This window comes from Rhodobacteraceae bacterium M382, assembly GCA_025141015.1.
Taxonomy (GTDB): Bacteria; Pseudomonadota; Alphaproteobacteria; order Rhodobacterales; family Rhodobacteraceae; genus Aliisedimentitalea; species Aliisedimentitalea scapharcae.
This window is the reverse complement of the sequence record CP081098.1, coordinates 1-23,794: the sequence shown is the minus strand read 5'-3', so window position 1 is coordinate 23,794 and position 23,794 is coordinate 1. Positions and strand designations below refer to the sequence as shown.

At 57.0% G+C, this 23,794-nt stretch carries 21 protein-coding genes; 14 read left to right on the top strand and 7 right to left on the bottom strand.

The genetic code is table 11. The features are described 5' to 3' along the window. Window positions 1-119: 119 nt before the first annotated feature. From K3727_00105 to K3727_00045, 13 genes are all read left to right on the top strand, one after another. Window positions 120-458 (top strand): hypothetical protein, encoded by a 339-nt coding sequence (locus K3727_00105; protein UWQ91267.1) that lies wholly within the window; start codon window positions 120-122, stop codon window positions 456-458. Window positions 459-725: 267 nt separating this feature from the next. Then, on the top strand, window positions 726-1,847 hold the full coding sequence (locus tag K3727_00100; GenBank protein UWQ91266.1) for a Xaa-Pro peptidase family protein: 1,122 nt from the start codon (window positions 726-728) through the stop codon (window positions 1,845-1,847). Window positions 1,848-1,884: 37 nt separating this feature from the next. Next, on the top strand, window positions 1,885-2,883 hold the full coding sequence (locus tag K3727_00095) for a TRAP transporter substrate-binding protein (protein UWQ91265.1): 999 nt from the start codon (window positions 1,885-1,887) through the stop codon (window positions 2,881-2,883). A 54-nt stretch (window positions 2,884-2,937) separates the two neighbouring features. Next, the gene (locus tag K3727_00090; protein UWQ91264.1) at window positions 2,938-3,432 is read left to right on the top strand and encodes a TRAP transporter small permease; all 495 of its coding nucleotides are present in this window, start codon (window positions 2,938-2,940) and stop codon (window positions 3,430-3,432) included. 2 nt (window positions 3,433-3,434) lie between these two features. Further along, on the top strand, window positions 3,435-4,745 hold the full coding sequence (locus tag K3727_00085; protein UWQ91263.1) for a TRAP transporter large permease subunit: 1,311 nt from the start codon (window positions 3,435-3,437) through the stop codon (window positions 4,743-4,745). Between the two features lie 3 nt (window positions 4,746-4,748). Then, window positions 4,749-5,375: a TetR/AcrR family transcriptional regulator gene (locus tag K3727_00080; protein UWQ91262.1), complete on the top strand. Its 627-nt coding sequence runs from the start codon at window positions 4,749-4,751 to the stop codon at window positions 5,373-5,375. Between the two features lie 125 nt (window positions 5,376-5,500). Further along, window positions 5,501-6,856: an aminotransferase class III-fold pyridoxal phosphate-dependent enzyme gene (locus K3727_00075; GenBank protein UWQ91261.1), complete on the top strand. Its 1,356-nt coding sequence runs from the start codon at window positions 5,501-5,503 to the stop codon at window positions 6,854-6,856. A 3-nt stretch (window positions 6,857-6,859) separates the two neighbouring features. Further along, window positions 6,860-7,582, top strand: a complete 723-nt coding sequence (locus K3727_00070) for a haloacid dehalogenase type II (protein ID UWQ91260.1) — start codon at window positions 6,860-6,862, stop codon at window positions 7,580-7,582. A gap of 18 nt (window positions 7,583-7,600) precedes the next feature. Next, window positions 7,601-8,092 (top strand): Lrp/AsnC family transcriptional regulator, encoded by a 492-nt coding sequence (locus tag K3727_00065; protein ID UWQ91259.1) that lies wholly within the window; start codon window positions 7,601-7,603, stop codon window positions 8,090-8,092. 123 nt (window positions 8,093-8,215) lie between these two features. Next, window positions 8,216-9,670, top strand: a complete 1,455-nt coding sequence (locus tag K3727_00060; GenBank protein ID UWQ91258.1) for an NAD-dependent succinate-semialdehyde dehydrogenase — start codon at window positions 8,216-8,218, stop codon at window positions 9,668-9,670. 12 nt (window positions 9,671-9,682) lie between these two features. Continuing rightward, entirely contained in the window at window positions 9,683-10,747 is a 1,065-nt protein-coding gene (locus tag K3727_00055; GenBank protein UWQ91257.1) for a tartrate dehydrogenase, read from the top strand. A gap of 11 nt (window positions 10,748-10,758) precedes the next feature. Beyond that, window positions 10,759-11,097: a tRNA-binding protein gene (locus tag K3727_00050; GenBank protein UWQ91256.1), complete on the top strand. Its 339-nt coding sequence runs from the start codon at window positions 10,759-10,761 to the stop codon at window positions 11,095-11,097. Further along, complete coding sequence (locus K3727_00045) at window positions 11,097-11,981, top strand: EamA family transporter (protein UWQ91255.1); 885 nt, start codon at window positions 11,097-11,099, stop codon at window positions 11,979-11,981. The genes K3727_00050 and K3727_00045 overlap by 1 nt, the downstream gene beginning before the upstream one ends. Window positions 11,982-12,937: 956 nt before the next feature. Here K3727_00045 and K3727_00040 read toward each other — a convergent pair. Next, window positions 12,938-14,590 carry a sulfatase-like hydrolase/transferase gene (locus K3727_00040; protein ID UWQ93210.1) on the bottom strand — a complete coding sequence of 551 codons (1,653 nt, stop codon included), beginning with the start codon at window positions 14,588-14,590 and terminating at the stop codon, window positions 12,938-12,940. A 73-nt stretch (window positions 14,591-14,663) separates the two neighbouring features. Then, a complete protein-coding gene (locus K3727_00035) occupies window positions 14,664-14,918 on the bottom strand; it encodes a hypothetical protein (GenBank protein ID UWQ91254.1) in 255 nt (84 codons plus the stop codon). A gap of 137 nt (window positions 14,919-15,055) precedes the next feature. On the opposite strand from K3727_00035, the gene K3727_00030 reads away from it, so the two are divergent. Then, window positions 15,056-16,360 (top strand): hypothetical protein, encoded by a 1,305-nt coding sequence (locus tag K3727_00030; GenBank protein ID UWQ91253.1) that lies wholly within the window; start codon window positions 15,056-15,058, stop codon window positions 16,358-16,360. Window positions 16,361-16,732: 372 nt separating this feature from the next. On the opposite strand, the gene gyrB is transcribed toward K3727_00030, so the two are convergent. The 5 genes from gyrB to dnaA all read right to left on the bottom strand — a co-directional run bounded on the left by gyrB (window position 16,733) and on the right by dnaA (window position 23,794). Continuing rightward, the gene (gene gyrB, locus K3727_00025; GenBank protein UWQ91252.1) at window positions 16,733-19,150 is read right to left on the bottom strand and encodes a DNA topoisomerase (ATP-hydrolyzing) subunit B; all 2,418 of its coding nucleotides are present in this window, start codon (window positions 19,148-19,150) and stop codon (window positions 16,733-16,735) included. A gap of 76 nt (window positions 19,151-19,226) precedes the next feature. Beyond that, the gene (locus tag K3727_00020; protein ID UWQ91251.1) at window positions 19,227-19,847 is read right to left on the bottom strand and encodes a LysE family translocator; all 621 of its coding nucleotides are present in this window, start codon (window positions 19,845-19,847) and stop codon (window positions 19,227-19,229) included. Further along, window positions 19,844-20,941 carry a DNA replication/repair protein RecF gene (gene recF / locus K3727_00015; protein ID UWQ91250.1) on the bottom strand — a complete coding sequence of 366 codons (1,098 nt, stop codon included), beginning with the start codon at window positions 20,939-20,941 and terminating at the stop codon, window positions 19,844-19,846. Before recF ends, K3727_00020 begins: the two co-directional genes overlap by 4 nt. 93 nt (window positions 20,942-21,034) lie before the next feature. Continuing rightward, the gene (dnaN, locus tag K3727_00010; protein UWQ91249.1) at window positions 21,035-22,153 is read right to left on the bottom strand and encodes a DNA polymerase III subunit beta; all 1,119 of its coding nucleotides are present in this window, start codon (window positions 22,151-22,153) and stop codon (window positions 21,035-21,037) included. Between the two features lie 249 nt (window positions 22,154-22,402). Further along, window positions 22,403-23,794 carry a chromosomal replication initiator protein DnaA gene (gene dnaA / locus K3727_00005; GenBank protein ID UWQ91248.1) on the bottom strand — a complete coding sequence of 464 codons (1,392 nt, stop codon included), beginning with the start codon at window positions 23,792-23,794 and terminating at the stop codon, window positions 22,403-22,405.

The window sequence follows — 23,794 nt, the reverse complement described above, 5'->3', positions numbered from 1 at the left end:
GCAGTTCGGCTAATCAGCAAAATAACGAAGCAGCAGGCCGCGCCGTTCCCGGTGCGGCCTGTTTGCCTTCAGCCTCATCAGAAATCGAATCTGGTGACAGCAATTATGCTGAATATTGCATGAAATCCCAAAGCCACGGAAAAGACCCAAATGCAGGGCTTCAGCAAATCCTGCCCCGTGCAGCCGTGGCTGCGGCACATGATTTCGCCAAAGACGAACTTGGTGAAATTCACTCCTCCAAGACATGCAAGGCAGGCATATCAGGAATGACGATCCGGAAGTTTATTATTCAAAAGCAATATCTTAAACACTATACCAAGCTCAATGTCAGGGCTCATCACTTTCAATCACAGGAGACGAAAATGACCAAAGACCTCAAAAACACCGCAGAGCTTTTCGGGTATGTCGCAGCTGGCCTCGCCGTTATCGGAGCAATGGTTATCGCATCGCTGGCATGAGTTCGTCAGCGAAGTGTAGGAACACTGAACCATCAGAACAGACCATTTGAGAGCCGGCTTAACTGTCGGCTTTCATCGTTTTTGGCGCTGGATTCGGAGCCGGATCGTCAAATTCTCCCTGCCCGTCCCGCCAGAAATAGATTGTGCCGCGCAGGTCCGCACTCAAAGCATTCTATGCCGAAACTGCTTTGAGAAAAGCAGAAAACACCGGGCAGAACAGGCCTCAATTAAGAAACAGTCAGTCCTGATTGTTAGTTGAGGAAGACCATGCCCGAACACCAAAACCGCCTTTCTGCACTCGAAGAAAAAGTCAAAAATTCAGGCTTGGACGCCTTTCTGATTTCGACCAAAGACAGCATCTTTTACTTTACCGGTTTCCGCTATGAACCCTTTGAACGGCCCTTCTTCATCGTTGTCCGTCCAGGGAACCAACCGGTCTTTCTGACGCCCCGGATCGAAGCGGAAAACATGGCGACCATCGCCGTGCCGCATCGGATCGTCGAATACATCGATTACCCCGCACCGGCCGGTGGCAGCTACATCGAAGCGCTGCAAGCAGTGCTGCCCGCGGATGCAAACATTGGCGTCGAGATGTCGATAACCGGTGAATTGCTGGTGGCGCTGTCCGGCTGGTCGCCCCGGGTCCTACCATATGTCGAACAACTTCGCATGGTCAAAAGCCCCTACGAAGTCGCGGCGATCCGCAAGGCGGCGAAGTATTCCGACCGCGGCCTGCAACTTGCGATGGGCCTGGCCTGCCACGGCGGCCGCATCGCTGACACGGACAAGGCAAACGCCCGGTTGCGCGAAGAGATCGTGCAACAAGAAGGCTATCTTGACCCCTATATCTCAAACATCTGGCAGGGCATCTGGGCCGCCCCCTACAGTGCCCAGCCGCATCGTTTTCCAGAGCCCTCGGACACGCTGATTGAGGGCCCCAATGTCGGCCTCTCCTTTCTGCGTGTGAACGGCTATTCCGCGGAAACTGAACGCACCTTCTTTGTGACCTCTCCCCGCAAAGAAGATGCCGAGGTCTTCAACACCATGGTCGAGGCCGGAAGGATTGGCTTCGCAGCTTTGCGCCCGGGCGTCAGCTGCCACGACGTCGACCACAAGGTGATGGAGTTTCTCCGCGCCGAAGGCTTTGGGAACAACCTTCTGCACCGAACCGGCCATGGGATCGGTATGGGGGGCCACGAAGGCCCCTGGGTTGCCGAAGGCAGCGACGACATCCTGCAGGAGAACATGGTGATCAGCGTCGAGCCGGGCATCTACTGGCGCGGCCAGGGCGGTTTTCGCCACTCGGACACCGTTCTAATCACCAATGACGGATACGAGCTGCTGACCGACATGCCCCATGACATCGCGTCGATGACGCTTGGCAACTGACTTCCAACTCAAAACCAAACCAACAAGGAGAACCCAAATGAAACACATGCTTCTCGCAAGCGTGGCGGCGTTATCGTTCGCTGTCACCGGCACAACCGCGGTCGCGGACAATGTCACGCTGAACCTTTCTAATGAGTATTCTGCCACGTCTATCCACGGAGTTGGTGATGCCCGCTTTGTCACGCTGGTCGCCGAAAAGACCGGCGGCTCCGTCGAAATCGTCGTCCACTATGGCGGCGCCCTTGGTTACAAATCGGCTGACCACTTTGATGCGGTTGGCGAAGGTGCTCTGGAAATCGCTGACACCTATGGCGGCGCGCTTGGCGGCATTGACCCGCTGTTTCTGATTTCGTCCCTGCCGTTCTTTGTGACAACGGTGGAAGAGGCGGAACTGCTCTACAAGGTCGCTGAACCCGAGTTCAAAAAGGTCTTTGAAGAAAACGACCAGATCCTGCTTTACGCCTCTCCCTGGCCGCCGTCGGGCATCTGGGCCCGCGACCCCAAGAATTCCACCGAAGCGCTGGCTGGCTTGAAAATTCGGACCTATGACAAGAATGGCACCACAGCGCTGAACGAACTTGGCGCCGCCGCAGTGCGCCTGTCCTGGGCCGACGTTGTTCCGTCGATCTCAACCGGCGCAATTGATGCGGTTCTGACCTCTGCCGAGGGCGGGGTTTCGGGCAGCTTTTGGGAACACTTCACCACGTTCACCGAGATCTACAACTATGCGATCCCGCTGAATTTCGTCCACATCTCAAAAAGCACCTTCGACGGGCTCAGCGCAGAGCAGCAGGCTGCTGTCCTCGAAGCAGCCGCCGAAACCCGCGATCAGAACTGGGCCGCCATCCCGGACCGTCTTGCTGCAACCTACGGTCAGCTGGCCGAGAACAAAGTAACGGTGGTCACATCTGATGACGATGCCTACCGGACAGCCCTGCAGGAGGCCGGGGCAGCTGCGCTGAATGACTGGCTGGAAACCACCGGTGCCCGAGGCCAGGCTCTGATCGACGCCTTCAATGCAGCGAAAGCTCAATAACACTCAGCAGGCCGGTGGCGTCCCCTGATGCCACCGGCGATCCCGGAGAATACCATGCGACTTCTTCTGCGTGCGATTGATGCCCTGTCCTGGTTCGCCCTGATGTGCGCGGGCGCAATCCTGATTTACGCCGTTTCACACATCCTGCTGGAAACCTTTATGCGGACCTTGTTCGATACGTCGACCCATGTCCTGGATGAGTTCATTGGCTTTGCCGTTCTTTCCATCACTTTCCTGTCGCTGTCCTGGACACTGCGGGACGGAGGCATGATCCAGGTGAACCTGCTCACTCTCAGGCTCCCTCACCGCGTGAAGCAAACGGTCGAATTCATCGTGGCCGCCTGTGCAACCGGACTGGGCGCGTATTTCTGCACCTTCCTATGGCGCAACCTGATCAAGAACTGGAAGCGGGGTGCGGTCAGCGAAAGCGTCGCCGAAGTTCCCCTTTGGATACCGGATGCCATTGTCTTTGTCGGTGCCTGCCTGCTGGTGCTGCAACTGTCGGCCCTGACCATCCGCCCCTTCATCTCAAAAATACAGGAGGGCTGATCATGGACCCCGTTACAACCGCACTTGCCGTTTTCGCCCTGATGCTCGCCGTGCTGGCATCGGGAATGTGGGTATTCCTTGCCCTCGCCACAGCCGCAGCAGTTTCGCTTTTTGCCTTTATGGGCTTTCCCCCGGACAAGATCGGCGCAATTGCCAGCCGGATCATTGTCCGCAGCGCCTCGTCCTGGGAACTGGCCGCTGTTCCGATGTTCATCTGGATGGGTGAAATCATGTTCCGGACGGACATTTCCGAACGGCTCTATAAAGGTCTCTCTCCCATCGTTTCCAAGGTTCCAGGAGGGCTGCTGCACACCAACGTTCTGGGGTCTGCGCTGTTTGCTGCAGTTTCCGGGTCCAGCGCTGCGACGACTGCCACCGTCGGCCGGATCACCACGAGTGAGCTGAGCCAGCGCGGATATTCCCAAAGCCTCGCGCTTGGCTCCCTTGCCGGTGCGGGCAGCCTTGGGCTCCTGATTCCTCCCTCAATTGTTCTTATTATCTACGGGGTTCTGGCCGAGGTTTCGATTGCCAAGCTCTTTATCGCTGGCGTGGTTCCAGGCCTCATGATCGCAGCATTTTATGCTGCCTATCTGGCTGCAAGATGCGCAATTACCCCTTCGCTGGCCCCCAAGGACACGATCAGCAAAGAAGACGCGCGCCTCAGCGCCATTCTGGGCAATCTGGCCCCAGTCTTCGGGCTTATCCTGGTCGTTCTCGGGTCGATCTACACCGGATGGGCCACACCGTCTGAAGCAGCTGCCATCGGTGTTTTTGCCGCACTCTGTTTCGCAGCATTCAGCCGGCAGCTGTCCCGCTCAATGCTCGCAGAGTCACTGGTTAACGCGCTCAAAACCTCCTGTATGGTCTGCGCGATCCTGATGTGCGCAGCCTTTCTGTCGTCCGCCATCGGATACATGCACATTCCGCATAATATCGCGGTCGCGATCGACGCTCTCAATCTGTCCCCCTATGTCCTGATCGCATCCCTGGCGCTGTTCTATATTCTGCTTGGGTTCTTCCTGGACGGCATTTCGATCATTGTGATGAGCCTGCCCATCACCTTGCCTGTCGTGGTCGCCGCCGGATTTGATCCGATCTGGTACGGCATTTTCCTTGTCATCATGATTGAGCTGGGCCAGATGACACCGCCAGTCGGTTTCAACCTTTTCGTCATTCAGGGCTTTTCTGGCGTGCCGATCCACAAAGTGGCGGTCTACGCCATTCCCTTCTTCCTGTTGATGTGTTTTGCCGTACTGCTGATGGTCGTATTTCCGCAAATTGCACTTTGGCTCCCGGCATTTCTGGCGGGCTGATGCATGAAGGCAGCCAGCAAACCAAGGCGCACACAGGCCGAAAGATCCGCAGCGACCCAGGCCCGGATATTGGAAGCAGCACAGTTCCTGATCGTGGATCGGGGACTGGCGCATACCTCGACTCAGGACATCGCCCGCCAGGCCAGGGTTTCGCGTGGTGCGATGCTGCACCATTTCCCGTCGCGCAAGGAACTGATCCAGGCGGCCTATGCCGAGATGCTTCGCAAGGAGGCTTATCTGCTACGCAGTTTTACCCGCACGCTGCAACCGGGCCAGAACCGCCTTAAGGCGCTGACAGAATACATCTGGGAAAGGTATCAAAGCGGAATTTTCCAGGTGTCCATGGACTACCTGTCCGAGGCTCGTGTGAATGAGAGCGAACTGGCCTATGTCGCCGCAGAATCCCAGAAATTCAATGAGGCGCTGAATGACGTCTGGCACATCGAACTTGCCGCCTTTGGCTGCGCGGCAGACATCCGGCAGGCCATGATGAACGAATTCATGTGCCTCGTGCGGGGCATGGCCTTCCAAAGCCAGTGGCGCGAAGACCCCGCATACTTCCAGAATATGCTGCAAAACTGGTTGATCAGAGCACGATCCGCTTTAATCCCTGCAAAGACAGCAGGGTAGCCGCAGCACAAAATGCTGCAAAATAAAAAATGACAGTCGAAAATGCCGTTCCCAATTGTAAAACGCACTTTCCTTCCGCTGGTTTCCCCTACCCTCGAAGGAAAGCTCATACGGGAAAGAAACCGATGCTCTCCAATTCTCTCATCGAAAAAGACCGCGCCCACTACTTCCATCCTGTCGTGCCGATCCGGGCCCACGAAGAGCGCGGCGTCACTGTCATGCAATCCGGCAAAGGTGTGTTCCTGACCGACTCCGAAGGCAATGAACTGCTCGACGGATTTGCTGGCCTGTGGTGCGTGAACGCAGGATACGGCCACGAGAATGTGGTCGCTGCCGCCGCCGAACAGATGCAGCGCCTGCCCTATGCAACCGGGTATTTTCACTTTGGCAGCGAGCCGGCAATTGAACTGGCGGCCAAGCTTGCCGAACTGTCTCCCGGAGATCTGGATCACGTGTTCTTTACCCTGGGCGGCTCGGATGCGGTGGACACCGTGATCCGTATGGTGCGCTACTATTTCAACGCTCGCGGCGAAGGCAGCAAAAAGCACTTCATTGCGCTGGAAAAGGGCTACCACGGCTCCAGTTCCAATGGCGCTGGGTTGACCGCGCTGCCGGTGTTCCACGACAAATTCGATCTTCCGATGCAATGGCAGCACCATATCGCCTCGCCTTATCCGTATCGCAACGAAGCGACTTCGGACGCAGAGATCATCGCGCAAGGCGTCGCCAACCTGAAGGCTAAAGTGGCCGAGCTGGGCGCCGAAAACACCGCAGCCTTCATCATGGAACTGGTCCAGGGATCTGGCGGAGTGATCGTACCGCCGGAAGGTTATGCCAAGGCGATGCAGGACACCTGCCGTGAACTGGGTATCCTGTTCATCGTGGACGAAGTCATCACGGGCTTTGGCCGGACCGGGCCAATGTTTGGGTGCGAGCACGAAGGGCTGACGCCTGACTTCCTGACAACCGCCAAAGGCCTGACCTCGGGCTATGCCCCCATGGGTGCGGTGTTTGTGTCGGATGGTGTCTATCAGACCATTGCCAATGCCGTGCCCGAAGGCGTGCCGTTTGGGCATGGTTTCACCTATTCGGGGCATCCTGTCAGCGCAGCTGTCGCGCTTGAGGTCATCAAGCTCTACGAGGGCGGCATGATCGAAAACTCGAAGAAGGTTGGCGCCTACTTTGAAGCACAGCTGAAAACCCTGCTGGATCATCCGCTGGTCGGTGATGTCCGGGCCAAGGGATTGTTGGCAGCTGTGGAAATCGTCACAGACAAATCCACCAAGACAAAACCGGCTAAGGAAATGAACGTGGCCGCCCGCCTGGCCAAAGCCGGATACGAGAATGGCGTCATCTTTCGTGCATTCGCCGATGACGTGATCGGCCTTGCCCCGCCCATCTGCATCACTGAGACTGAGGTGGATCTGTTGATTGCCCGTCTCCGTGCGACCCTGAACACCCTTCTGGATCTGAAAGGATAAGACATGAAACTGAGCGATTTCAAAGCACTGACCTTTGACGTCTATGGCACCCTGCTCGACTGGGAAACCGGCATGGTCACCGGGCTGAAGCCCCTGACGGACCGGGTGAGCCGCAACCTGACCCGCGACGACATTCTTGAGGCCCACGCCTTTTACGAAAGCACCACGCAGCGCTACACCCCGTCGAAAAAATACTACGAACTGCTGCCCGTGGTGTACCGCCGCTTGGCAGAGGAATGGGGCGTCGAGGCCACCTGGGAAGAGTGCGAGACCTATGGCCGATCTGCCCGCCACTGGCCTGCCTTTGACGATTCGATCGAGGCGCTGACCTACCTGAAGAAACACTTCAAACTGGTGGTCCTGACCAACACCGACAACCTTACCTTCTCGGGTGCCAATACCCGCCTTGGCGTGCATTTCGACGGCGTCTACACCGCCGAAGATGTGGGCAGCTACAAGCCATTCGACCGCAACTTCGACTACATGCTCGAAATGCTTGCGCGTCAGGGCATTCAGAAGCATGAAATTCTGCACACCGCCGAAAGCATGTTCCATGACCACGCCCCGGCCAACAAATACGGGCTGTCCAATTGCTGGATCTACCGCCGCCACGACCAGGAAGGTTTTGGCGCGACGATGAACCCTGGTGAGATGCCGAAATATGACTTTCGGTTCAACAGCATGATGGACATGGTAAAGGCCCATCAGGCAGAGTTGGCGGGCTAAGCAACGGGAGGAAAGAATATGGTGGGGACGCCAAAACTCGACCGGATCGACATCAATATTCTTTCCACCCTGCAGGCGCAGGGCAACATTACCAATGTGAATCTGGCAGAGGCTGTGGGCTTGTCCCCCAGCCCCTGTCTTCAACGGGTGAAACGGCTTGAGAAAGCGGGCTATATCCAGAATTACCGGGCCGTCATCAATCTCAGGAAACTCGGTGAACACGTGACGGTCTTTACCGAGGTCACGCTTGCCGACCACCGCCGCAAGGACTTTGTTCGGTTCGAGAACGAAATCCGCAAACATGACAATGTGGTGGACTGCTACCTGCTGAGTGGCGGCTACGACTATCTGCTAAAATTTGTCGCGCGCGGTGTGTCACAATATCAGGAGATCATGGAGGATCTGCTGGAACGGAATCTCGGCATCGACAAATATTTCTCCTACATCGTGATCAAGCCGGTCGTCGAAAAGCACAGCGTGCCGATCCAAGATCTGGTCGATCGGGACTAAGACGCAGCATAAAATGTTGTAACGAATTTCTTGTGCGGCACAGAATGCTGCGTCGCTGGGAGATTCGAGATTTCCACCCGCAGAAACCCGGTAGGGTTTTTCCAACTGCTGGAGTTGGAAATCATGAATCTTCAAGACATCACCCTGTTTCGTCAACAAAATCTGGTCGCGGGCGAATGGATCAGCGCAGACGATGGCACGACGATCAAAGTGGACAACCCCTCAACACTTTCTGTTGTCGGCACTGTTCCGAACTGCGGTGCGGGCGAAACGCACCGCGCAATAACCGCCGCCGAGGCATGCTTTGCGACCTTCCGAAAGACCACTGCAGCACATCGTGGCGCGCTGCTGGAGACGTGGTTCGACCTGATTATCGAAGCCCAGGATGATCTGGCCACACTCATGACCCTGGAGCAGGGCAAACCTTTCGCCGAGGCCAAAGGCGAAATCGCCTATGCGGCATCTTTTGTGAAATGGTTCGCCGAAGAGGGAAAGCGCGTCTATGGCGAAACCATCCCCAGCCCGGTTCAGGATCGACGTATCATTGTCCAGAAACAGCCAGTGGGTGTCTGCGCCATCATCACCCCCTGGAACTTCCCCGCCGCGATGATCACCCGGAAAATCGCCCCGGCCCTGGCCGCTGGATGCCCCGTGGTCATCAAGCCTTCGGAGTTCACCCCCTTCACCGCCCTGGCTTTGGGGGTTCTGGCGGAACGTGCTGGCTTCCCGTCCGGGGCCGTCAACATCGTCACCGGGGATCCGGCAGGTGTCGGCGGAGCGCTGACCGCTAGCACTGCGGTGCGCAAGCTGTCCTTCACCGGCTCCACCCGTGTGGGCAAACTGCTGATGGAGCAATGCTCAGGCACGATGAAACGCCTGAGCCTGGAGCTGGGCGGCAACGCCCCATTCATCATCTTCGACGATGCCGATCTGGATCTTGCCGTCGAAGGTGTCATGGCCTCGAAATTCCGCAACGGAGGGCAGACCTGCGTTTGCGCCAACAGGATTTTTGTCCAGGCGGGCGTCTATGATGCCTTCGCGGAGAAACTGGCAGCCGTTGTTGGCAACATGAAGCTGGGGGACGGCTTTGCCGACGGTGTCGAAATCGGCCCCATGATCAACGAAGCGGCGATCACCAAAATCAAATCGCATCTGGACGATGCCACTGCCAAGGGCGGAACCGTAATCGTCGGAGGAACGCAAAAAGACACCAACACCCGCTTTATCAGCCCGGCTGTTGTGACCGGCGTGACGTCGGACATGCTTGTGGCAGACGAAGAGACCTTTGGCCCCGTGGCGCCACTCTTCAAATTCGAAACAGAAGGTGAAGCACTTGCAGCAGCCAATGCCACGCCCTATGGGCTGGCGGCCTATTTCTACACCAACGACCTAACCCGCACATTCCGTGTCAGCGAAGAGCTGGAAACCGGCATGATCGGCGTCAACGTCGGCGGGTTTGCTACTGAGGTCGCGCCCTTTGGCGGCATCAAAGAAAGCGGTTTGGGCCGTGAAGGCGCACACCACGGGATCGACGAATACCTGGAGGTTAAAACCCTGCACATCGGCGGTATCGCGTAAGGAAACCTGGCTATGACAAAAACATATCGTATCGCTGCCATCCCCGGAGACGGCATCGGCAAAGAGGTTCTGCCGGTCGGTCAGCGCGTCATTGACCTTGTGGCGCAAAAGCACAACTTCACTGTGGAGTGGACCGAATTCGACTGGTCCTGCGAACGCTATCATGAAACGGGCCGGATGATGCCCGAAGACGGCATCGAGCAGATGAAGGCGTTCGACAGCATCTACCTGGGGGCCGTCGGTTTTCCTGGCGTTCCGGATCACGTGTCGCTTTGGGGCCTGCTGATCCCGCTGCGCCGCGAGTTGGATCAATATGCCAATGTCCGTCCCGTGCGCCTGCTAAAGGGCATTAACTCGCCCTTGGCAGGGCGTGGTGCTGATGACATCAATATGATCATCGTGCGCGAAAACGTCGAAGGAGAATACTCCGAGATCGGCGGGCGCGTCTATCAGGGCACGAAACATGAGGCCGCCATTCAGGAAAGCATCCTGACCCGGCGCGGCACAGACCGGATCATGGACTATGCGTTCAACGTGGCCAAAACCCGCAAACGCAAACATGTGTCCTCGGCCACCAAATCCAACGGCATCATTCACACAATGCCGTTCTGGGATGAGCGTTTTGCCGCCGCCGCAGAGCGTCATCCGGATATCGGTACGGCCCAGTTTCATATCGACATCATGACCGCGAATTTTGTCCTGCATCCGGATTGGTTTGACGTGGTTGTAGCCTCCAACCTTTTTGGTGACATCCTCTCCGACCTGGGGCCGGCTGTCGCGGGATCGATCGGCATCGCCCCCTCGGCAAACATCAATCCCGAGGGCAAGTTCCCTTCGATGTTTGAACCCGTACACGGGTCCGCTCCCGATATCGCAGGGAAGGACGTAGCCAATCCCGTAGCCGCGGTGTGGACGGCGGCCATGATGCTGGAGCACCTGGGCGAGACCGGGGCTGCCGCAGAAATCGAACGCGCTATCGAAACCTCGCTGGAGCGCGCAGACACTAAAACCCGCGACCTCGGCGGTACCGCTGATACTGCCGGGTCCGAAGCCGCCATCCTGGCCGCTCTGTCGTAAGGAACAAGCACATGAAAAAAGAAGAGATCATCTATGACGACTTCGCCAAGGTGGAAATGCGCCTGGGCAAGATTGTCGAGGTCAAGGATTTCCCCCGCGCCCGCACCCCTTCTTACAAGGTTTGCGTTGATTTCGGCGAACTGGGTCAGCGCTGGTCCAGCGCCCAGATCAAGAACTACTCCGAAGAGAAGCTGCTCGGCCGTCATGTCGTTTGCGTCGTCAATATGCCTCCGCGCAATATTGCCGGGTTCAAATCGGAGATCCTGATCATGGGTGTCCCGAACGAAGCGGGTGAGACCATCCTGCTGCAACCGTCGCATGACGCGGTTCTGGGCAGTGAGGTTTTCTGATGTCAGCCCGGCACACAGGACTGGGCGCTTTGGCCATTCTTTCCTGGGGCACATTGGGAGCCCTTGGCGCTTTTTCAGCCTCTCTGCCCCCCTATCTGGTCCTGACGTTCTGCTTTGCGATCGCGGCCGCTATGGGGCTTGTACTATGTGCTGCAACGGGCCGGAAACCGGTGCGCCTGCTGGACCGGCGCACCGTCCTGTTTGCCGGGCTTCTGGCCGCCTACCATCTGGCCTACCTAGAGGCCTTCCATCATGCCGCACCTATCCCGGTGTCGCTGATCAATTACCTTTGGCCTGCTTGCCTGATCATTCTTGGCAATTTGTTCTTCCAACTGCGCAGCGGGTTCCCGGGTTACCTTGGAGCCGCGCTTGGTTTTGTCGGTGTGCTGGTCCTGATCGGCAATGATCGGTTTGTGCTGCAGCTGTCTGAGGCCTTCGGCTATGGTCTTGCCTTCGTTGGCGCACTCCTTTGGGCGACGTTCTCAAACCTGCGTCGCCATGACCCGTCAGATGCTATCTCTACCATGACGACAATCTGTTTTGCGTCCTCGCTGATATGCGGGCTGTGGTGGATGGCAAATGGCGCGAACCTGCCGGCGCTGACCGCCCAGGATGTTTGGGTCATCGCTGCGCTGGGGTTGGGGCCTGCCGGAGGTGCGTTCTTTCTCTGGGATCTGGGCATGCGCCAGGGTCACGCTGCTCTGCTTGGCGTCCTGGGATACTCAGCCCCCGTTCTTTCCACCATTCTCATGCTTGTGCTCGGCCTCGGCCAACCAGGCTGGGAAGTCTTCGCCGCGATCGCCCTTATCACCTTGGGCGGTATCGTGGTTCAAATCGGAACGACAAACACGTCTTCCGGCAAGCTGAAGGCGAGCGCGAGGTGAAACAGGAATGGAACAGAGACCACCGCTGAAGGAAAGACTGCTTCCCCTCAACCCCACAATTGCCAAGCTGCTTTTCTGGGCATTTTGTGTCTTTGTAACAGTCTCCGTTTGCCTTTCAGTCTGGCTCGTATCTAGCGTTGAGCCAAACCCCTCCGTCCTTCCAATGTGAACGCGGCCTGCCGCAAGTCATCGGAACACAAAAAACCTGCTCGACGCTATTTGGGTATGCCAAACCTATTTGAGGTGGGGCCGGCTAGCAGTTTGTCAGCCAACCCGCTGAGAACACATACGGAGACGCCACCCGGCGAAGTGCTATGCCAAGCAGAGGATCGCTAAGAACGAAAACCAGGAATAGAGGGGTCAGTCAGTTCGCAGTACCTGGAAACCTACAAAAGCTGTAGGTGTGCGCATAACGCTGCACCCCCATCATTGAAACTAAAGGGAAAAATCTAAGGTTCTAGCCCATAACTTTGCGCGGCGTTTGCGCATGAATTTGCACGAGTTGCCCATAAGTTTGCATTACTTCCTGAATTAGCCTCCTCATAGGGGGAGAGACATTGGCGAGATCAACTTTGAGGCATAGATTCTCTAGCATTAAGTGCATTTGATGCCCCAGGGTGCAAGATCTAGTTGAGTTTGGCCCGCGGTTTTTACGTCTCGCCTTCACCGCCCCCAGCGGGAGGAATACGGGTTCAGCATTTGTCGATATAGGGTGGGCCGCTGCCAGTCGCTGCTTTCTCAAGCAACAGCAGCCATGCGCAGGTAGTGGACTTTGCAAACTCGGAGCGCCGGGACCAGGCCAGCTAGCGCGAACGGCCCAAACCGGTCCTTCCAAGAAGAGACCGTGAACGTCCGCTTTGAAACGATCGACCAAGATATTGCTCTGTTTGGGTGCCCCAAATAGACAAATCCGGCCAGCGAAAACCGCTGGCCGGAGGTTCGTTGCTTTAGGCCTTTTAGTCGGTCTGCCAACTCATGAAGTTATCAACCATTTCTGCGCTTTCCGGACGCAGGTTTTCGATGCCGCTATAGGGGCGATCGCGGCCGACTTCGGCGTGGGGGTATTTCTGAATTGTCTTCACGTGCCGCTCAATGATGTCCTGATAGCTGGCAGAAGCCCAAAGGGCGATTGGCAGCATCGGGTTCGCTTCGCGCGGATCTCGATAGACATCATAGACAGCCGCGGACACTCCGGGCGCACCGGGCGGGGGCAACTCCAGCTTGAACTTTTGCTTCACGACGGCGCGCAACGTGTCTGTGCTGTAGACAAATACATAATCGCGACGCCCATGACCGTCGCCTTCCAATAGCAAGGCGGATTGATCGAGACCGTCTATCACGCGATCTGTTGGGATATGGTCCATGCCACCTCCAAGCCGTGCAAAGGTTGTAAACAAATCCGAGATATGGATCATGTCACCTGCCAAGCTGTCCTCAGCAATCATGCCGGGCCAACGGGCAAAAGCGTTCACACGCAGCGCACCTTCGGAGGTGTCGACTTTGCCGCCGCGATAGATTGTGCCACTGAAGCCCAGTGTTGAATCAAACTGCTTGAACCGACCATTGTCGGCCATCAGCACGACCAGGGTGTTCTCGGCAATGCCAAGCCGATCTACTTCGTCCACGATGTCGCCAAACCATGTATCCAGTTGTTTCAGACTCTCCACACCTGTGCCGCCGTTCGCGGTCTCAAAAGTATCGAACCGCGTGCGGTCAAACTCCAACGGAATCAACGGCCAGTATTGCAGGAAGAAGGGCTCATCCTTGGCTGCGAGGTCTTGCAGTTGTTCAATGGTTTCGCGCTGATATTTCTCGTGCATGGCATCGTAGTGCGCCTGCGTCCAACGCTCGCCTGCCGTGAAATCAACCTCTCGTGCCAGCTCGCCATGGCGCGCTTCCAGCGAGTAGACAAGGCCATCGGGCTTGAAGGTGCCGTCCAGCGCATACGGATCATTGCTTGATCCAGGCAGCCATCCTTGCATGACCTGCGAGTGATCTGATTCAGGCGTCATAAAGCCCAGAAGCACCTGCTGGTGGATGGGAAAGGACGCATAGTCAAAGCCCTGATTGTGGGGGTAGCCTTCGGCGATATCGCCAAGGTGCCATTTGCCAATGTGCACAGTGTTGTATCCGCTGTCAGACAGAACTTCTGCGATTGTGACTTCCTCTGCCGCCAACGCCTCGCCGGCAACGGTGGCCTTAACTTCGCCCAAGCCATTACGCACCGGATGGCGTCCGGTCATAACCGCCGCGCGGGACGGGGTGCAGGACGGTTCGGTGTACATCCTCATGAGGGAAAGTCCCTCGTCGGCAAATGCGTTGATGCGCGGGGTTTGGGAACCGCGCACATAGTTCATTTCAGGAATGCCCATCTCGCCAAAAGACAGATCGTCCACCAGCACATAGAGGATGTTGGGAGGCTTGCCGCCGTTGCGCTCTTTGAACTCGGCGAGTTTTGCGTCGATGGTCTTATCGTGCTGCGACCAAACCTCACCATGCTGGGCCTCCAGGATGTAGTATTCCGCGTCATGGACGATGCTGGTTTCCGCGTGGGCTGCGCCGAACGCGCCTGATCCGGAAAGGACGGTCGCCACCAGCCCCTTTCGCATTCGTGATCGATACTTGGCAATATCCATTGGGTGTCCCTCTTGTTTTGGTAGGTTTTGACAAAGCGACGGAGTGTCACTCGGAACCTTGGTGTTGAAAGGCTCTCAGCTCCTCTCGCGCGTCATCTTCCAAGCCGGAGAGGGCAGCTCCGATGTCGCAAAGAGCTGTTCCGTCTAGGTGCTCCGGTGCCGCGCTGAGCCGCCCGAAGTCCTTCAACAGCAGCCTGTAATCTTCATGAATTTCCCGAAATCGGGCACAGGCTGCCAAAAGTTCCGCAAATTCAGCGCTGACGTCAGAGAAAATTTCCTCAAGTGGCTTTGGCGTGTCCATGCCCTTGCTCTCCCCGCAATTGCTGTTTTCAATCAAGCGAAGTCCGCGGCGACACATAAGTGTCTCACTGTGAGACTCGGGCCGAAAACAAGATAGAAAAGCGACCAAGTATCTGGTCTATCTTAGGAATGAGTTTTTTGCCTAACCCCACCGACTCTGAGATCCGATTTGCCTTGTCGCGCGTTCTGGGCAGTGAAGCCTTACGCAATTCTGACCGCTCAAAAGAGTTTCTGACCTATGTGGTGGAACAAAGTCTGGCGGGCCAGGCAAAGAGCATCAAAGGCAAGACAATTGCGGCCGACGTCTTTGGCCGAGATCCTTCCGAAGTCGATAGCGACAATGTTGTGCGCGTCGAGGCACGCCGCGTCAGAAGAAAGCTCAGCGACTACTATACTGACGAAGGCGCAAGCGACGCAGTGCGGATTCACATTGATTCCGGAGGATATGCGCCGCGGTTTGAAATGCTTGAGACGATGGAGGATGAGCCCGACATCTTTAAGCTGACGCCCAGACAGAGTTACGTTGGTGCGATTGTCGTGGCATTGATCGTTGCTTTGATGGGGGGAGGCGTTTTGACAATGTGGATGGCACGTTCAACACTTTCGCCTTCGGCTGTTAGCGACACAGTTGCCGGAACCGAAAGGAAGGCATTGCGGGAAAAATCTCTATCCACCTTGCAGGCCGCAAATCTCGATGTGCAAGGGCGCAATTTGTTGTTCCCGATTACGGATCCGAAGCGCCAAATTCTTGCGTTGTCCCTATTTGAAGAAGCCATCGCGTTGGATCCCGAATACTTCGGAGGGTACGCCAGTGCGGCGCACAGTATTGGCACACTTGCTCTTCTCTCCGCGGAAGGCCCACGCCAACAAACACTCCTGACCCGCGCTACCGAGATGTCGCAACGCGCGCTTGAGCTGGCGCCGCAAGAGGCATGGGCGCACGCTGCCAGAGCTTGGGCACATCTCGCTGGAAGGGATTTCGACACTGCCATCAAGGCGGCGCAACTTGCCGAAGAAATGGATCCGAAAGACAGCAGCGTTTTGGATACCTACGGGATGGTTATGTTTATGACCGGCCACTTTGACGAAGCCTCGGCAGCATCCGACCCCAACCGCAAGAGACACGGCGACGGGCAGCGGTTGGTGCGCCACAACATTCGGGGTGTTGCTTCCTTCCATCTGAGCCAATTCGAAGATGCCATCGACGCGTTCGAGACAGCTATCCAAGAAGGCGCGCCGGTTAGTCCGCCGACGCTGGTGTTTATGGCGGCCTCATACGAAGGACTTGGGCGTTTGGAGGAAGCCAAAAAAACAGTTGCGGAACTTAGAGAAACCTATCCCGAATTTCGCCCCGATTTAGTTTTTCCGCGCTTTTATCGTGATCCCCTACACGCCACCGCTGTTCTGGACGCCATCGGCCGAGTTGGTTGGTCAATTGACTAAGAAATCATCGCAATAGTGGTGGATCAAAGGCCCGCATTTTGCCATTTCCTGGCTGAGCTGACCTTGGTGAAGCACGCAGCCAATGTCCGCTGTCCGCCCAAAGTGACCGATTGCCTTTGCCGCCTTGAGGTTGAAACAAGATGGAGAAGAAATTCCTACATCTGGACGTCAAAAGCTATTTCGCACTTCAAGGAAACCGTTCTTGCCAGTAATCACCACATGCTGAATGAGAACGCTGCAACGTGTTTCCAAGGTTGCGGTTCGTATATTCAGTTCGAATAGCGACGATGTTTATTGTCATCGCGAAAAACTATGGGCGAACTACGCAAAATTATGGGGTGTGCGAAGTGCTATGCGCACACCTACAAAAGCCTAGAAATCCAAATTCTCGACGCTCAATGCGTTGCGTTGGATGAATTCGCGGCGGGGTTCGACGACGTCGCCCATGAGTTTGGTAAAGAGATCATCGGCTTCGACCATATCATCAACGCGCACCTGTAGCAGGGTGCGGGCATCAGGATCCAAGGTCGTTTCCCACAGCTGGTCGGGGTTCATTTCTCCCAGACCTTTGTATCGCTGCAGCGCCAAACCCTTTTCGCCTTCGGCCAATATGGCGTGCAACAGCGTCAGCGGACCGTGGATGGCCTGAACGCGGTCTCGGCGGATCAGAGTGGCCGGGGTCGCATAGATGTCCTGCAGGCTCTTGGTGAAACTGCCTGTTTTGCGGGCCTCTCCCGAACGCAACATGGGGCCGTCCAATGTCCGAACCTCTTCGACACCCCGGAGAATCCGGGCGAGACGAATGCCGTGATCCTGGGTGATGCGCCCCTGCCACCCGCGTTCATATTCCAGCGCGATGGCGTCCAGGCGGGCCGCAACCTTGTCTGCGACGCCTTGCAAGTCGGCGTCGACCGCTCCGGGTACAAAGGCTCCGGCCACTGCGGCCTGCTCCAGAATGTGACGCGGATAGTGAGTTGGGAAGGCGTCCAGAACCCGTTTCAATTGGCGGGCATCATCCACGACACGGATCAGGTCCTGACCAATGATTTCTTCGCCAGTGCCGAGCTTGAGCGTTGCGCCTTCGACGCCCTGTTGGATCAGGTAATCATCCAGCGCAGCCTGGTCCTTGAGATAGACTTCGGACTTGCCACGGCTGACTTTGTACAGTGGTGGCTGCGCGATGTAGAGATAACCGCCTTCGATCAGTTCCGGCATCTGTCGGTAGAAGAAGGTCAGCAGCAGCGTCCGGATGTGGGCACCGTCCACGTCGGCGTCGGTCATGATGACGATCTTGTGGTACCGCAGCTTTTCGATGTTGAATTCGTCACGGCCAATGCCGGTTCCCAGCGCCATCACCAGGTTGCCGATTTCCTGACTTCCCAGCATCTTGTCGAACCGGGCGCGTTCGACGTTCAGGATCTTGCCGCGCAGGGGCAGGATGGCCTGGGTCAGACGGTCCCGCCCGGTCTGGGCAGATCCACCGGCCGAGTCACCCTCGACCAGAAAGACTTCGGTCTTGGACGGGTCTTTTTCGGAACAATCCTTGAGCTTGCCGGCGAGGAAGTTCACATCCATCGCCGTCTTGCGCCGGGTCAGCTCGCGCGCCTTGCGGGCCGCTTCACGCGCCAGAGCGGCTTCGATGATCTTGCCAACAATTTGCTTGGCGACAATCGGGTTTTCTTCGAACCACTCAGCCAGCTTTTCGTTGAGCAGACTTTCTACAACCGGGCGGACTTCTGAGGATACCAGCTTGTCCTTGGTCTGAGACGAGAATTTCGGGTCCGGAACCTTGACCGATAGCACACAGGTCAACCCTTCGCGTGAATCGTCACCGGTAAAGCTAATCTTCTCTTTTTTGGCTATCCCTGAGCTTTGCGCGTAGTTGTTGATGGTACGTGTCAACGCGCCACGGAAACCGGCCACATGGGTACCACCATCCCGCTGGGGGATGTTGTTGGTAAAGGGCAGGACATTTTCGTGATAGCTGTCATTCCACCACATCGCGATTTCGATGCCGATGTCGTCCTTTTCACCGATGATATAAATCGGTTCTTCCATGACCGGGGTCTTGTGACGGTCCAGGTATTTGACGAATTCCTTGACGCCGCCGTCATAAAACAGCTCGGTTTCGAGCCGCTCCGCCGGCCGTTCGTCAACCAGGATGATCCGCACGCCCGAGTTCAGAAAGGCGAGTTCGCGCAGGCGTTTTTCGAGTGTTTCGAAGATATATTCGAGGTTCGAAAACGTATTTGTCGAAGCCATGAAGCGGACTTGGGTACCAGTCTGGTCGCCGCACTCACCGACCACTTCGAGATGCTTGACAGTATCGCCGTGTTCAAACCGGGCGACATGTTCCTTGCCATTGCGCCAGATGCGCAGTTCCAACCAGTCGGACAAGGCGTTCACGACTGAAACGCCCACCCCATGCAGGCCACCCGACACCTTGTAGGAATTGCTGTCGAATTTACCGCCAGCGTGCAGCTGGGTCATGATGACCTCGGCGGCGGATACGCCTTCCTCCTGATGGATATCCACCGGAATTCCACGCCCATTGTCGTGGACCGAAACGCTGGAATCTGCGTGAATTTTCACGGTCACCGCGTCTGCGTGACCGGCCAAAGCCTCGTCAATGCCGTTATCCACGACCTCATACACCATATGGTGCAGACCCGAGCCATCGTCCGTATCCCCGATATACATGCCGGGACGTTTGCGGACTGCTTCTAAGCCTTTGAGAACTTTGATGGAATCAGCGCCATATTCGTTCGGCTGCTGTGTGTCTTCGGACATGCGGGACTTCCCTATTTCTTTTGCAATCTTATACGATTTGCAAAAGGGATTGTCACGCAATCACCGGGCTTTTTCCTCAGGTAAAGGGAATGATCGCCCCCACACAGATCAGCAGGCAACCGGCGATCTGATTGACCCTGCGCATCGATGTTCGCGACGTGATGATATGGCGCAACCGATGGATGAAACCGGCAAAGCACAGATTACCCACCAGTGGCACAAAAAAGGATAGAACCACGATGGCGATGATGTCTGGTCGCGTGATGCCGTGCAGGTCGAAAAATCCCGGCAGGACGCCCATGTAGAACAGGATGGCCTTTGGGTTGCCCAGAATGACGACAACACCAGCCAGGAACCCGGCCCAGGCCCCTGGACGGGTCAGGGCCCTGTTCTCTTGCAGCCTGTCATCGCAATGGCGCAACAGGCCTATGCCCATCCCCAGAAAGATCAACGTCGCCACCCATCTCAGAACAGTCATGACCCCAGAGATTTCGGAGACGACCCAAGACATGCCGGCAATGGCGATCAGCGGCCACAGGATGTCTCCGACCGCCACGCCGAATGCCAACGGCCAAGCGGCCGTAAACCCGCCGGACACCGACCTGGCCATCAGGGCCAGCCAAACGGGTCCGGGGGTCAGAAACAGAATGAACAATGCCCCTGCGTACAGAACCAGATCCCAAACCGTGATTGTCATGTCAGGCTGACCTTTGAGAGACCGCTGTCATCTGTGACTTCCAGAACCTGTGCGCGGGTGTCCAGTTCGGCAAACAGCTCGGGTCCGGTGCCGGTCATCCAGGCCTGGGCCCCCAGGGCACAGATCTCGTCATACAGCGCCGCCCGGCGGCCTGCATCCAGATGGGCGGCCACTTCGTCCAGCAGCACAATGGGCGGGGATCCGGTCTGTTCGGCCAAGGCCCGTGCATTTGCCAGGATCAACGATACCAGCAACGCCTTTTGCTCGCCTGTGGAACATTCGCGCGCAGGAACGGCCTTGGCGACAAAGACCCCATTCAAATCCGACCGATGCGGTCCGACCAATGTGCGCCCGGCCTGAATATCGCGAAACCGGCTCTCGGCAAACGCCTCTAGCAGGTCCGCTTCGGTACCCGGCATGGCACCCTCGCTTTGGACCAGTTCCAGATCAGCAGTGGGAAAGGCGGTTTGTGCCTTTTCCTGGGCCTGGCGTATCAAATCCAATGCGCGCACCCGGGCTGTATGAATGCGCAGACCCGCGGTCGCCATCTGGGCTTCGATAACCGCATACCAATGGGCATCCCGGATCTGGTCCTTCAGCAACCGATTGCGTTCCCGCATCATCTTTTCATAGATCAGCGAGGCTTCGGCATGTTCGGGGTCAAAGCTGAGCGCGATCCGGTCGAGAAACCGTCGTCGCCCTTCTGCGCCTTCGATCCACAGACGGTCCATTGACGGGATCAACCAGACAACCCGCGCAATCCGTCCCAATGCAATCTGGTTCGAAGCCTTTTCGTCGATTCGAACCTGACGTGGCGATCCTGCTTCGGACCAGGTTTCCACCTCGAATGTCTGCTCAGCGTTGGAAATCAGCGCTTTCAACTTCCATCCCAACGCTTCAGGTTTGCGGGCCATTTCCGCAGCACTGGCCCGCCGCAATCCGCGTCCAGGTGAAAACAGCGATACCGCTTCCAGAATGTTGGTTTTGCCCGCGCCGTTGACCCCATGCAGCGCCACCGGTCGCCCGTCCAGCTCCAGCTCGGCCCGTTTGTGCGAACGAAAATGGGACAGGCTCAATGCCTTCAAGGCCAGCACGCGTGCCCCCTTCTTCTGGTCAAAATATCCCCGTCCCGCTGCCCGGCAGGCGGCTTCGCCGCCAAGAGGGGAGGCCGCGTGCCAAAGGCGCGCTTAGACACGCATCGGCATCACGACGTAGACGGCGCTCAGGTCATTGCCTTCGCGCATCAGGGTCGGATCACCTGAGGAATTGAACATGAACACCGCGTTTTCCCGGTCCACCTGGCTGGCAATCTCCAGCAGGTATTTCGCGTTGAACCCGATTTCCAGCCGTTCGTCGCCATAAGCCACAGCCAATTCCTCTTCGGCGGCACCGCTGTCGGGGGCGTTGACCGACAGGATCAACCGGTCTTCGTCCAACTGCAACTTGACCGCGCGCGACCGTTCTGACGACACGGTTGCAACCCGATCAACGGCCTGAGCGAACTCGGCTGCATCGACCTCCAGGCGGCGTGTGTTGCCGGTGGGAATGACACGCGTGTAATCGGGAAAGGTGCCGTCGATGACCTTGGAGGTCAGAATGATGTCAGGCGTGGCAAACCGGATCTTGGTTTCCGAAACAGAAACGGCGATGTCCATCTCGTCGTCATCCAGCAGCTTGCGCAGCTCGCCCACGGTTTTGCGGGGCACGATGACACCGGGCATATCCGACGCCTCGGGCGGCAGGTCCGAATCGATGCGCGCCAGCCGGTGACCATCCGTGGCCACACAGCGCAGAACCTTGCCGTTGTCACCATCCGACACATGCAGATAGACGCCATTCAGGTAATACCGGGTTTCTTCGGTCGAAATGGCAAATTTTGATTTGTCGAACAGCCGACGCAACACCGCCGCATTGGCGGAGAAATTGGACTGGTATTCAGAAGTCGCCATGACGGGGAAATCTTCGCGCGGCAGGGTGGCCAGCGAAAAGTTCGACCGCCCGGCCTCCACCGTCAGACGCCCGGCGGCATTGTCTGCGATCAGGGTCACCAACGCACCATCCGGCAGCTTGCGGACAATTTCGTGCAGCGTGGTCGCTGCCACGGTCGTGGCACCGGCGCGCTCGACCTGGGCAGGGGCCTTGTCGACCACCTCGATGTCCAGATCGGTGGCGCGGAACTGAACCTGGTCACCTTCGGCTTCGATGAGAACATTGGCCAGAATCGGAATTGTATTGCGGCGTTCAACGACCGACTGGGCCTGCGATACGGCTTTCAACAGGGTGCCGCGTTCGATGCTGATCTTCATGTCCCTAATTTCCTCTCCGCATGGCCGGGAGAAGCACGTTAACGTGTTACCCCTTCGGCACAAGGTTTTTTCTTGGATTTCTCGGCAGGTTTTTCGGGGGCGTCAAGAGGCGGATCCCAGGAATGGTTCAGAACACCGGGATTCGTTGCCCATCTGACCACGAAAAGGCCCCGAACACTGATGTTCGGGGCCAATGTGTTCAACGTATTGTAGGGTGCGTGCTTGCACGCACCGCCCAGATCTCAACCCTCACGCTTCCAGCGCGCGCCGCAGCATTTCCACATCTTCGGCGATCTGCCCATCGGTCAGCTTCAATTCTTCGATCCGCTTGACGCCATGCATCACTGTGGTGTGGTCCCGTCCGCCGAACCGGCGGCCGATTTCAGGCAAGGACCGGCTGGTCAGTTGCTTGCACAGATACATTGCCACCTGGCGTGGACGGGCATAGGAGCGCAGACGCTTTGGGCCGATGATGTCAGACAGGCGGATATTGTAGTAATCCGACACTTTTCGCTGGATTTCCTCGACCGTGATTTTGCGTTCCGAGGCGCGCAGCACATCGGCCAGACAATCCTGGGTCAGATCCATGTCGATCTCGCGTCCGACCAGAGACGCAAAGGCAAACAGCCGGGTCAACGCACCTTCGAGCACGCGCACATTGGTAGAGATCCGATGTGCCAGAAACTCGAGAACCCCATCTGCCAACTGTAAATCCGGGTAGGTCGTGCGATATTGCTGAACCTTGGTCTGCAGGATCCCCAGACGCAATTCATAATCGGTGGGGTGCAGATCAACGACCAGCCCGCACTGCAACCGCGACTTCACACGGTCTTCCAGATCCTTGATCTCGCCCGGTGCGCGATCGGCAGAAATGATGATCTGCTTGTTCTGATCCACCAGCGCGTTGAAGGTGTGGAAAAACTCTTCCTGGGTGCTGTCCTTGCCTGCGATGAATTGCACGTCGTCAACCATCAGGACATCAACAGAGCGGAACAGATGTTTGAAATCCATCATCTTGCGTTCGCGCAGAGCCTGCACGAACCGGTACATGAATTGCTCGGCCGACAGATACAGGACATTCAGCTCGGGTTTACGGGCTTTCAGTTCCCAGGCGATTGCGTGCATCAGGTGGGTTTTACCCAGGCCGACACCGCCGTACAGAACCAACGGATTGAATGTCACGGGGCCGCCTTCAGAAACACGACGCGCCGCTGCATGGGCCAATTCGTTGGGTTTTCCGACGACAAAGCTGTCAAAAGTGAACCGCGCATCCAGTGGCGCAGCCTGAAGTTCATCCAGCCCGGTGTTCGAATAAGCCGACTGCGACTTTGGCGCCATGGCCTGTTCGACTTCGGGTTCGGCGGGGGTCTCGGATGCCCGCATCGGGCGGGTGGCCGTATTGGCAGCGACCTTGAAGGCCACACGCTGAACCGTTTCCCCCGAATTGTTCAACTCATATAGTATCAGATCAGCAAAGTTCTGACTGACATAGTTGCCCATAAAGTTTGTGGGCACTTGAAAGGTAACAACCCCCTCGGACATTTGATCGAACTGCAGCGGTTCGATCCATGTTTTATAATTATTCCGGCCAACCGTCTTGAGCAGTTTTTGACGGAGTTGTCCCCATTTCTCTTGTGTCAT

What these genes read in the sequence shown, in the direction of transcription:
- K3727_00050 (UWQ91256.1), top strand. Translation starts at nt 10,759, where the DNA reads ATGAAAAAAGAAGAGATCATCTATGACGACTTCGCCAAGGTGGAAATG.
- gyrB (UWQ91252.1), bottom strand. Translation starts at nt 19,150, where the DNA reads ATGTCCGAAGACACACAGCAGCCGAACGAATATGGCGCTGATTCCATC.
- K3727_00095 (UWQ91265.1), top strand. Translation starts at nt 1,885, where the DNA reads ATGAAACACATGCTTCTCGCAAGCGTGGCGGCGTTATCGTTCGCTGTC.
- K3727_00100 (UWQ91266.1), top strand. Translation starts at nt 726, where the DNA reads ATGCCCGAACACCAAAACCGCCTTTCTGCACTCGAAGAAAAAGTCAAA.
- K3727_00060 (UWQ91258.1), top strand. Translation starts at nt 8,216, where the DNA reads ATGAATCTTCAAGACATCACCCTGTTTCGTCAACAAAATCTGGTCGCG.
- dnaN (UWQ91249.1), bottom strand. Translation starts at nt 22,153, where the DNA reads ATGAAGATCAGCATCGAACGCGGCACCCTGTTGAAAGCCGTATCGCAG.
- K3727_00090 (UWQ91264.1), top strand. Translation starts at nt 2,938, where the DNA reads ATGCGACTTCTTCTGCGTGCGATTGATGCCCTGTCCTGGTTCGCCCTG.
- K3727_00045 (UWQ91255.1), top strand. Translation starts at nt 11,097, where the DNA reads ATGTCAGCCCGGCACACAGGACTGGGCGCTTTGGCCATTCTTTCCTGG.
- K3727_00085 (UWQ91263.1), top strand. Translation starts at nt 3,435, where the DNA reads ATGGACCCCGTTACAACCGCACTTGCCGTTTTCGCCCTGATGCTCGCC.
- K3727_00020 (UWQ91251.1), bottom strand. Translation starts at nt 19,847, where the DNA reads ATGACAATCACGGTTTGGGATCTGGTTCTGTACGCAGGGGCATTGTTC.
- K3727_00075 (UWQ91261.1), top strand. Translation starts at nt 5,501, where the DNA reads ATGCTCTCCAATTCTCTCATCGAAAAAGACCGCGCCCACTACTTCCAT.
- K3727_00055 (UWQ91257.1), top strand. Translation starts at nt 9,683, where the DNA reads ATGACAAAAACATATCGTATCGCTGCCATCCCCGGAGACGGCATCGGC.
- K3727_00065 (UWQ91259.1), top strand. Translation starts at nt 7,601, where the DNA reads ATGGTGGGGACGCCAAAACTCGACCGGATCGACATCAATATTCTTTCC.
- dnaA (UWQ91248.1), bottom strand. Translation starts at nt 23,794, where the DNA reads ATGACACAAGAGAAATGGGGACAACTCCGTCAAAAACTGCTCAAGACG.
- K3727_00070 (UWQ91260.1), top strand. Translation starts at nt 6,860, where the DNA reads ATGAAACTGAGCGATTTCAAAGCACTGACCTTTGACGTCTATGGCACC.
- K3727_00105 (UWQ91267.1), top strand. Translation starts at nt 120, where the DNA reads ATGAAATCCCAAAGCCACGGAAAAGACCCAAATGCAGGGCTTCAGCAA.
- K3727_00080 (UWQ91262.1), top strand. Translation starts at nt 4,749, where the DNA reads ATGAAGGCAGCCAGCAAACCAAGGCGCACACAGGCCGAAAGATCCGCA.
- K3727_00035 (UWQ91254.1), bottom strand. Translation starts at nt 14,918, where the DNA reads ATGGACACGCCAAAGCCACTTGAGGAAATTTTCTCTGACGTCAGCGCT.
- K3727_00040 (UWQ93210.1), bottom strand. Translation starts at nt 14,590, where the DNA reads ATGCGAAAGGGGCTGGTGGCGACCGTCCTTTCCGGATCAGGCGCGTTC.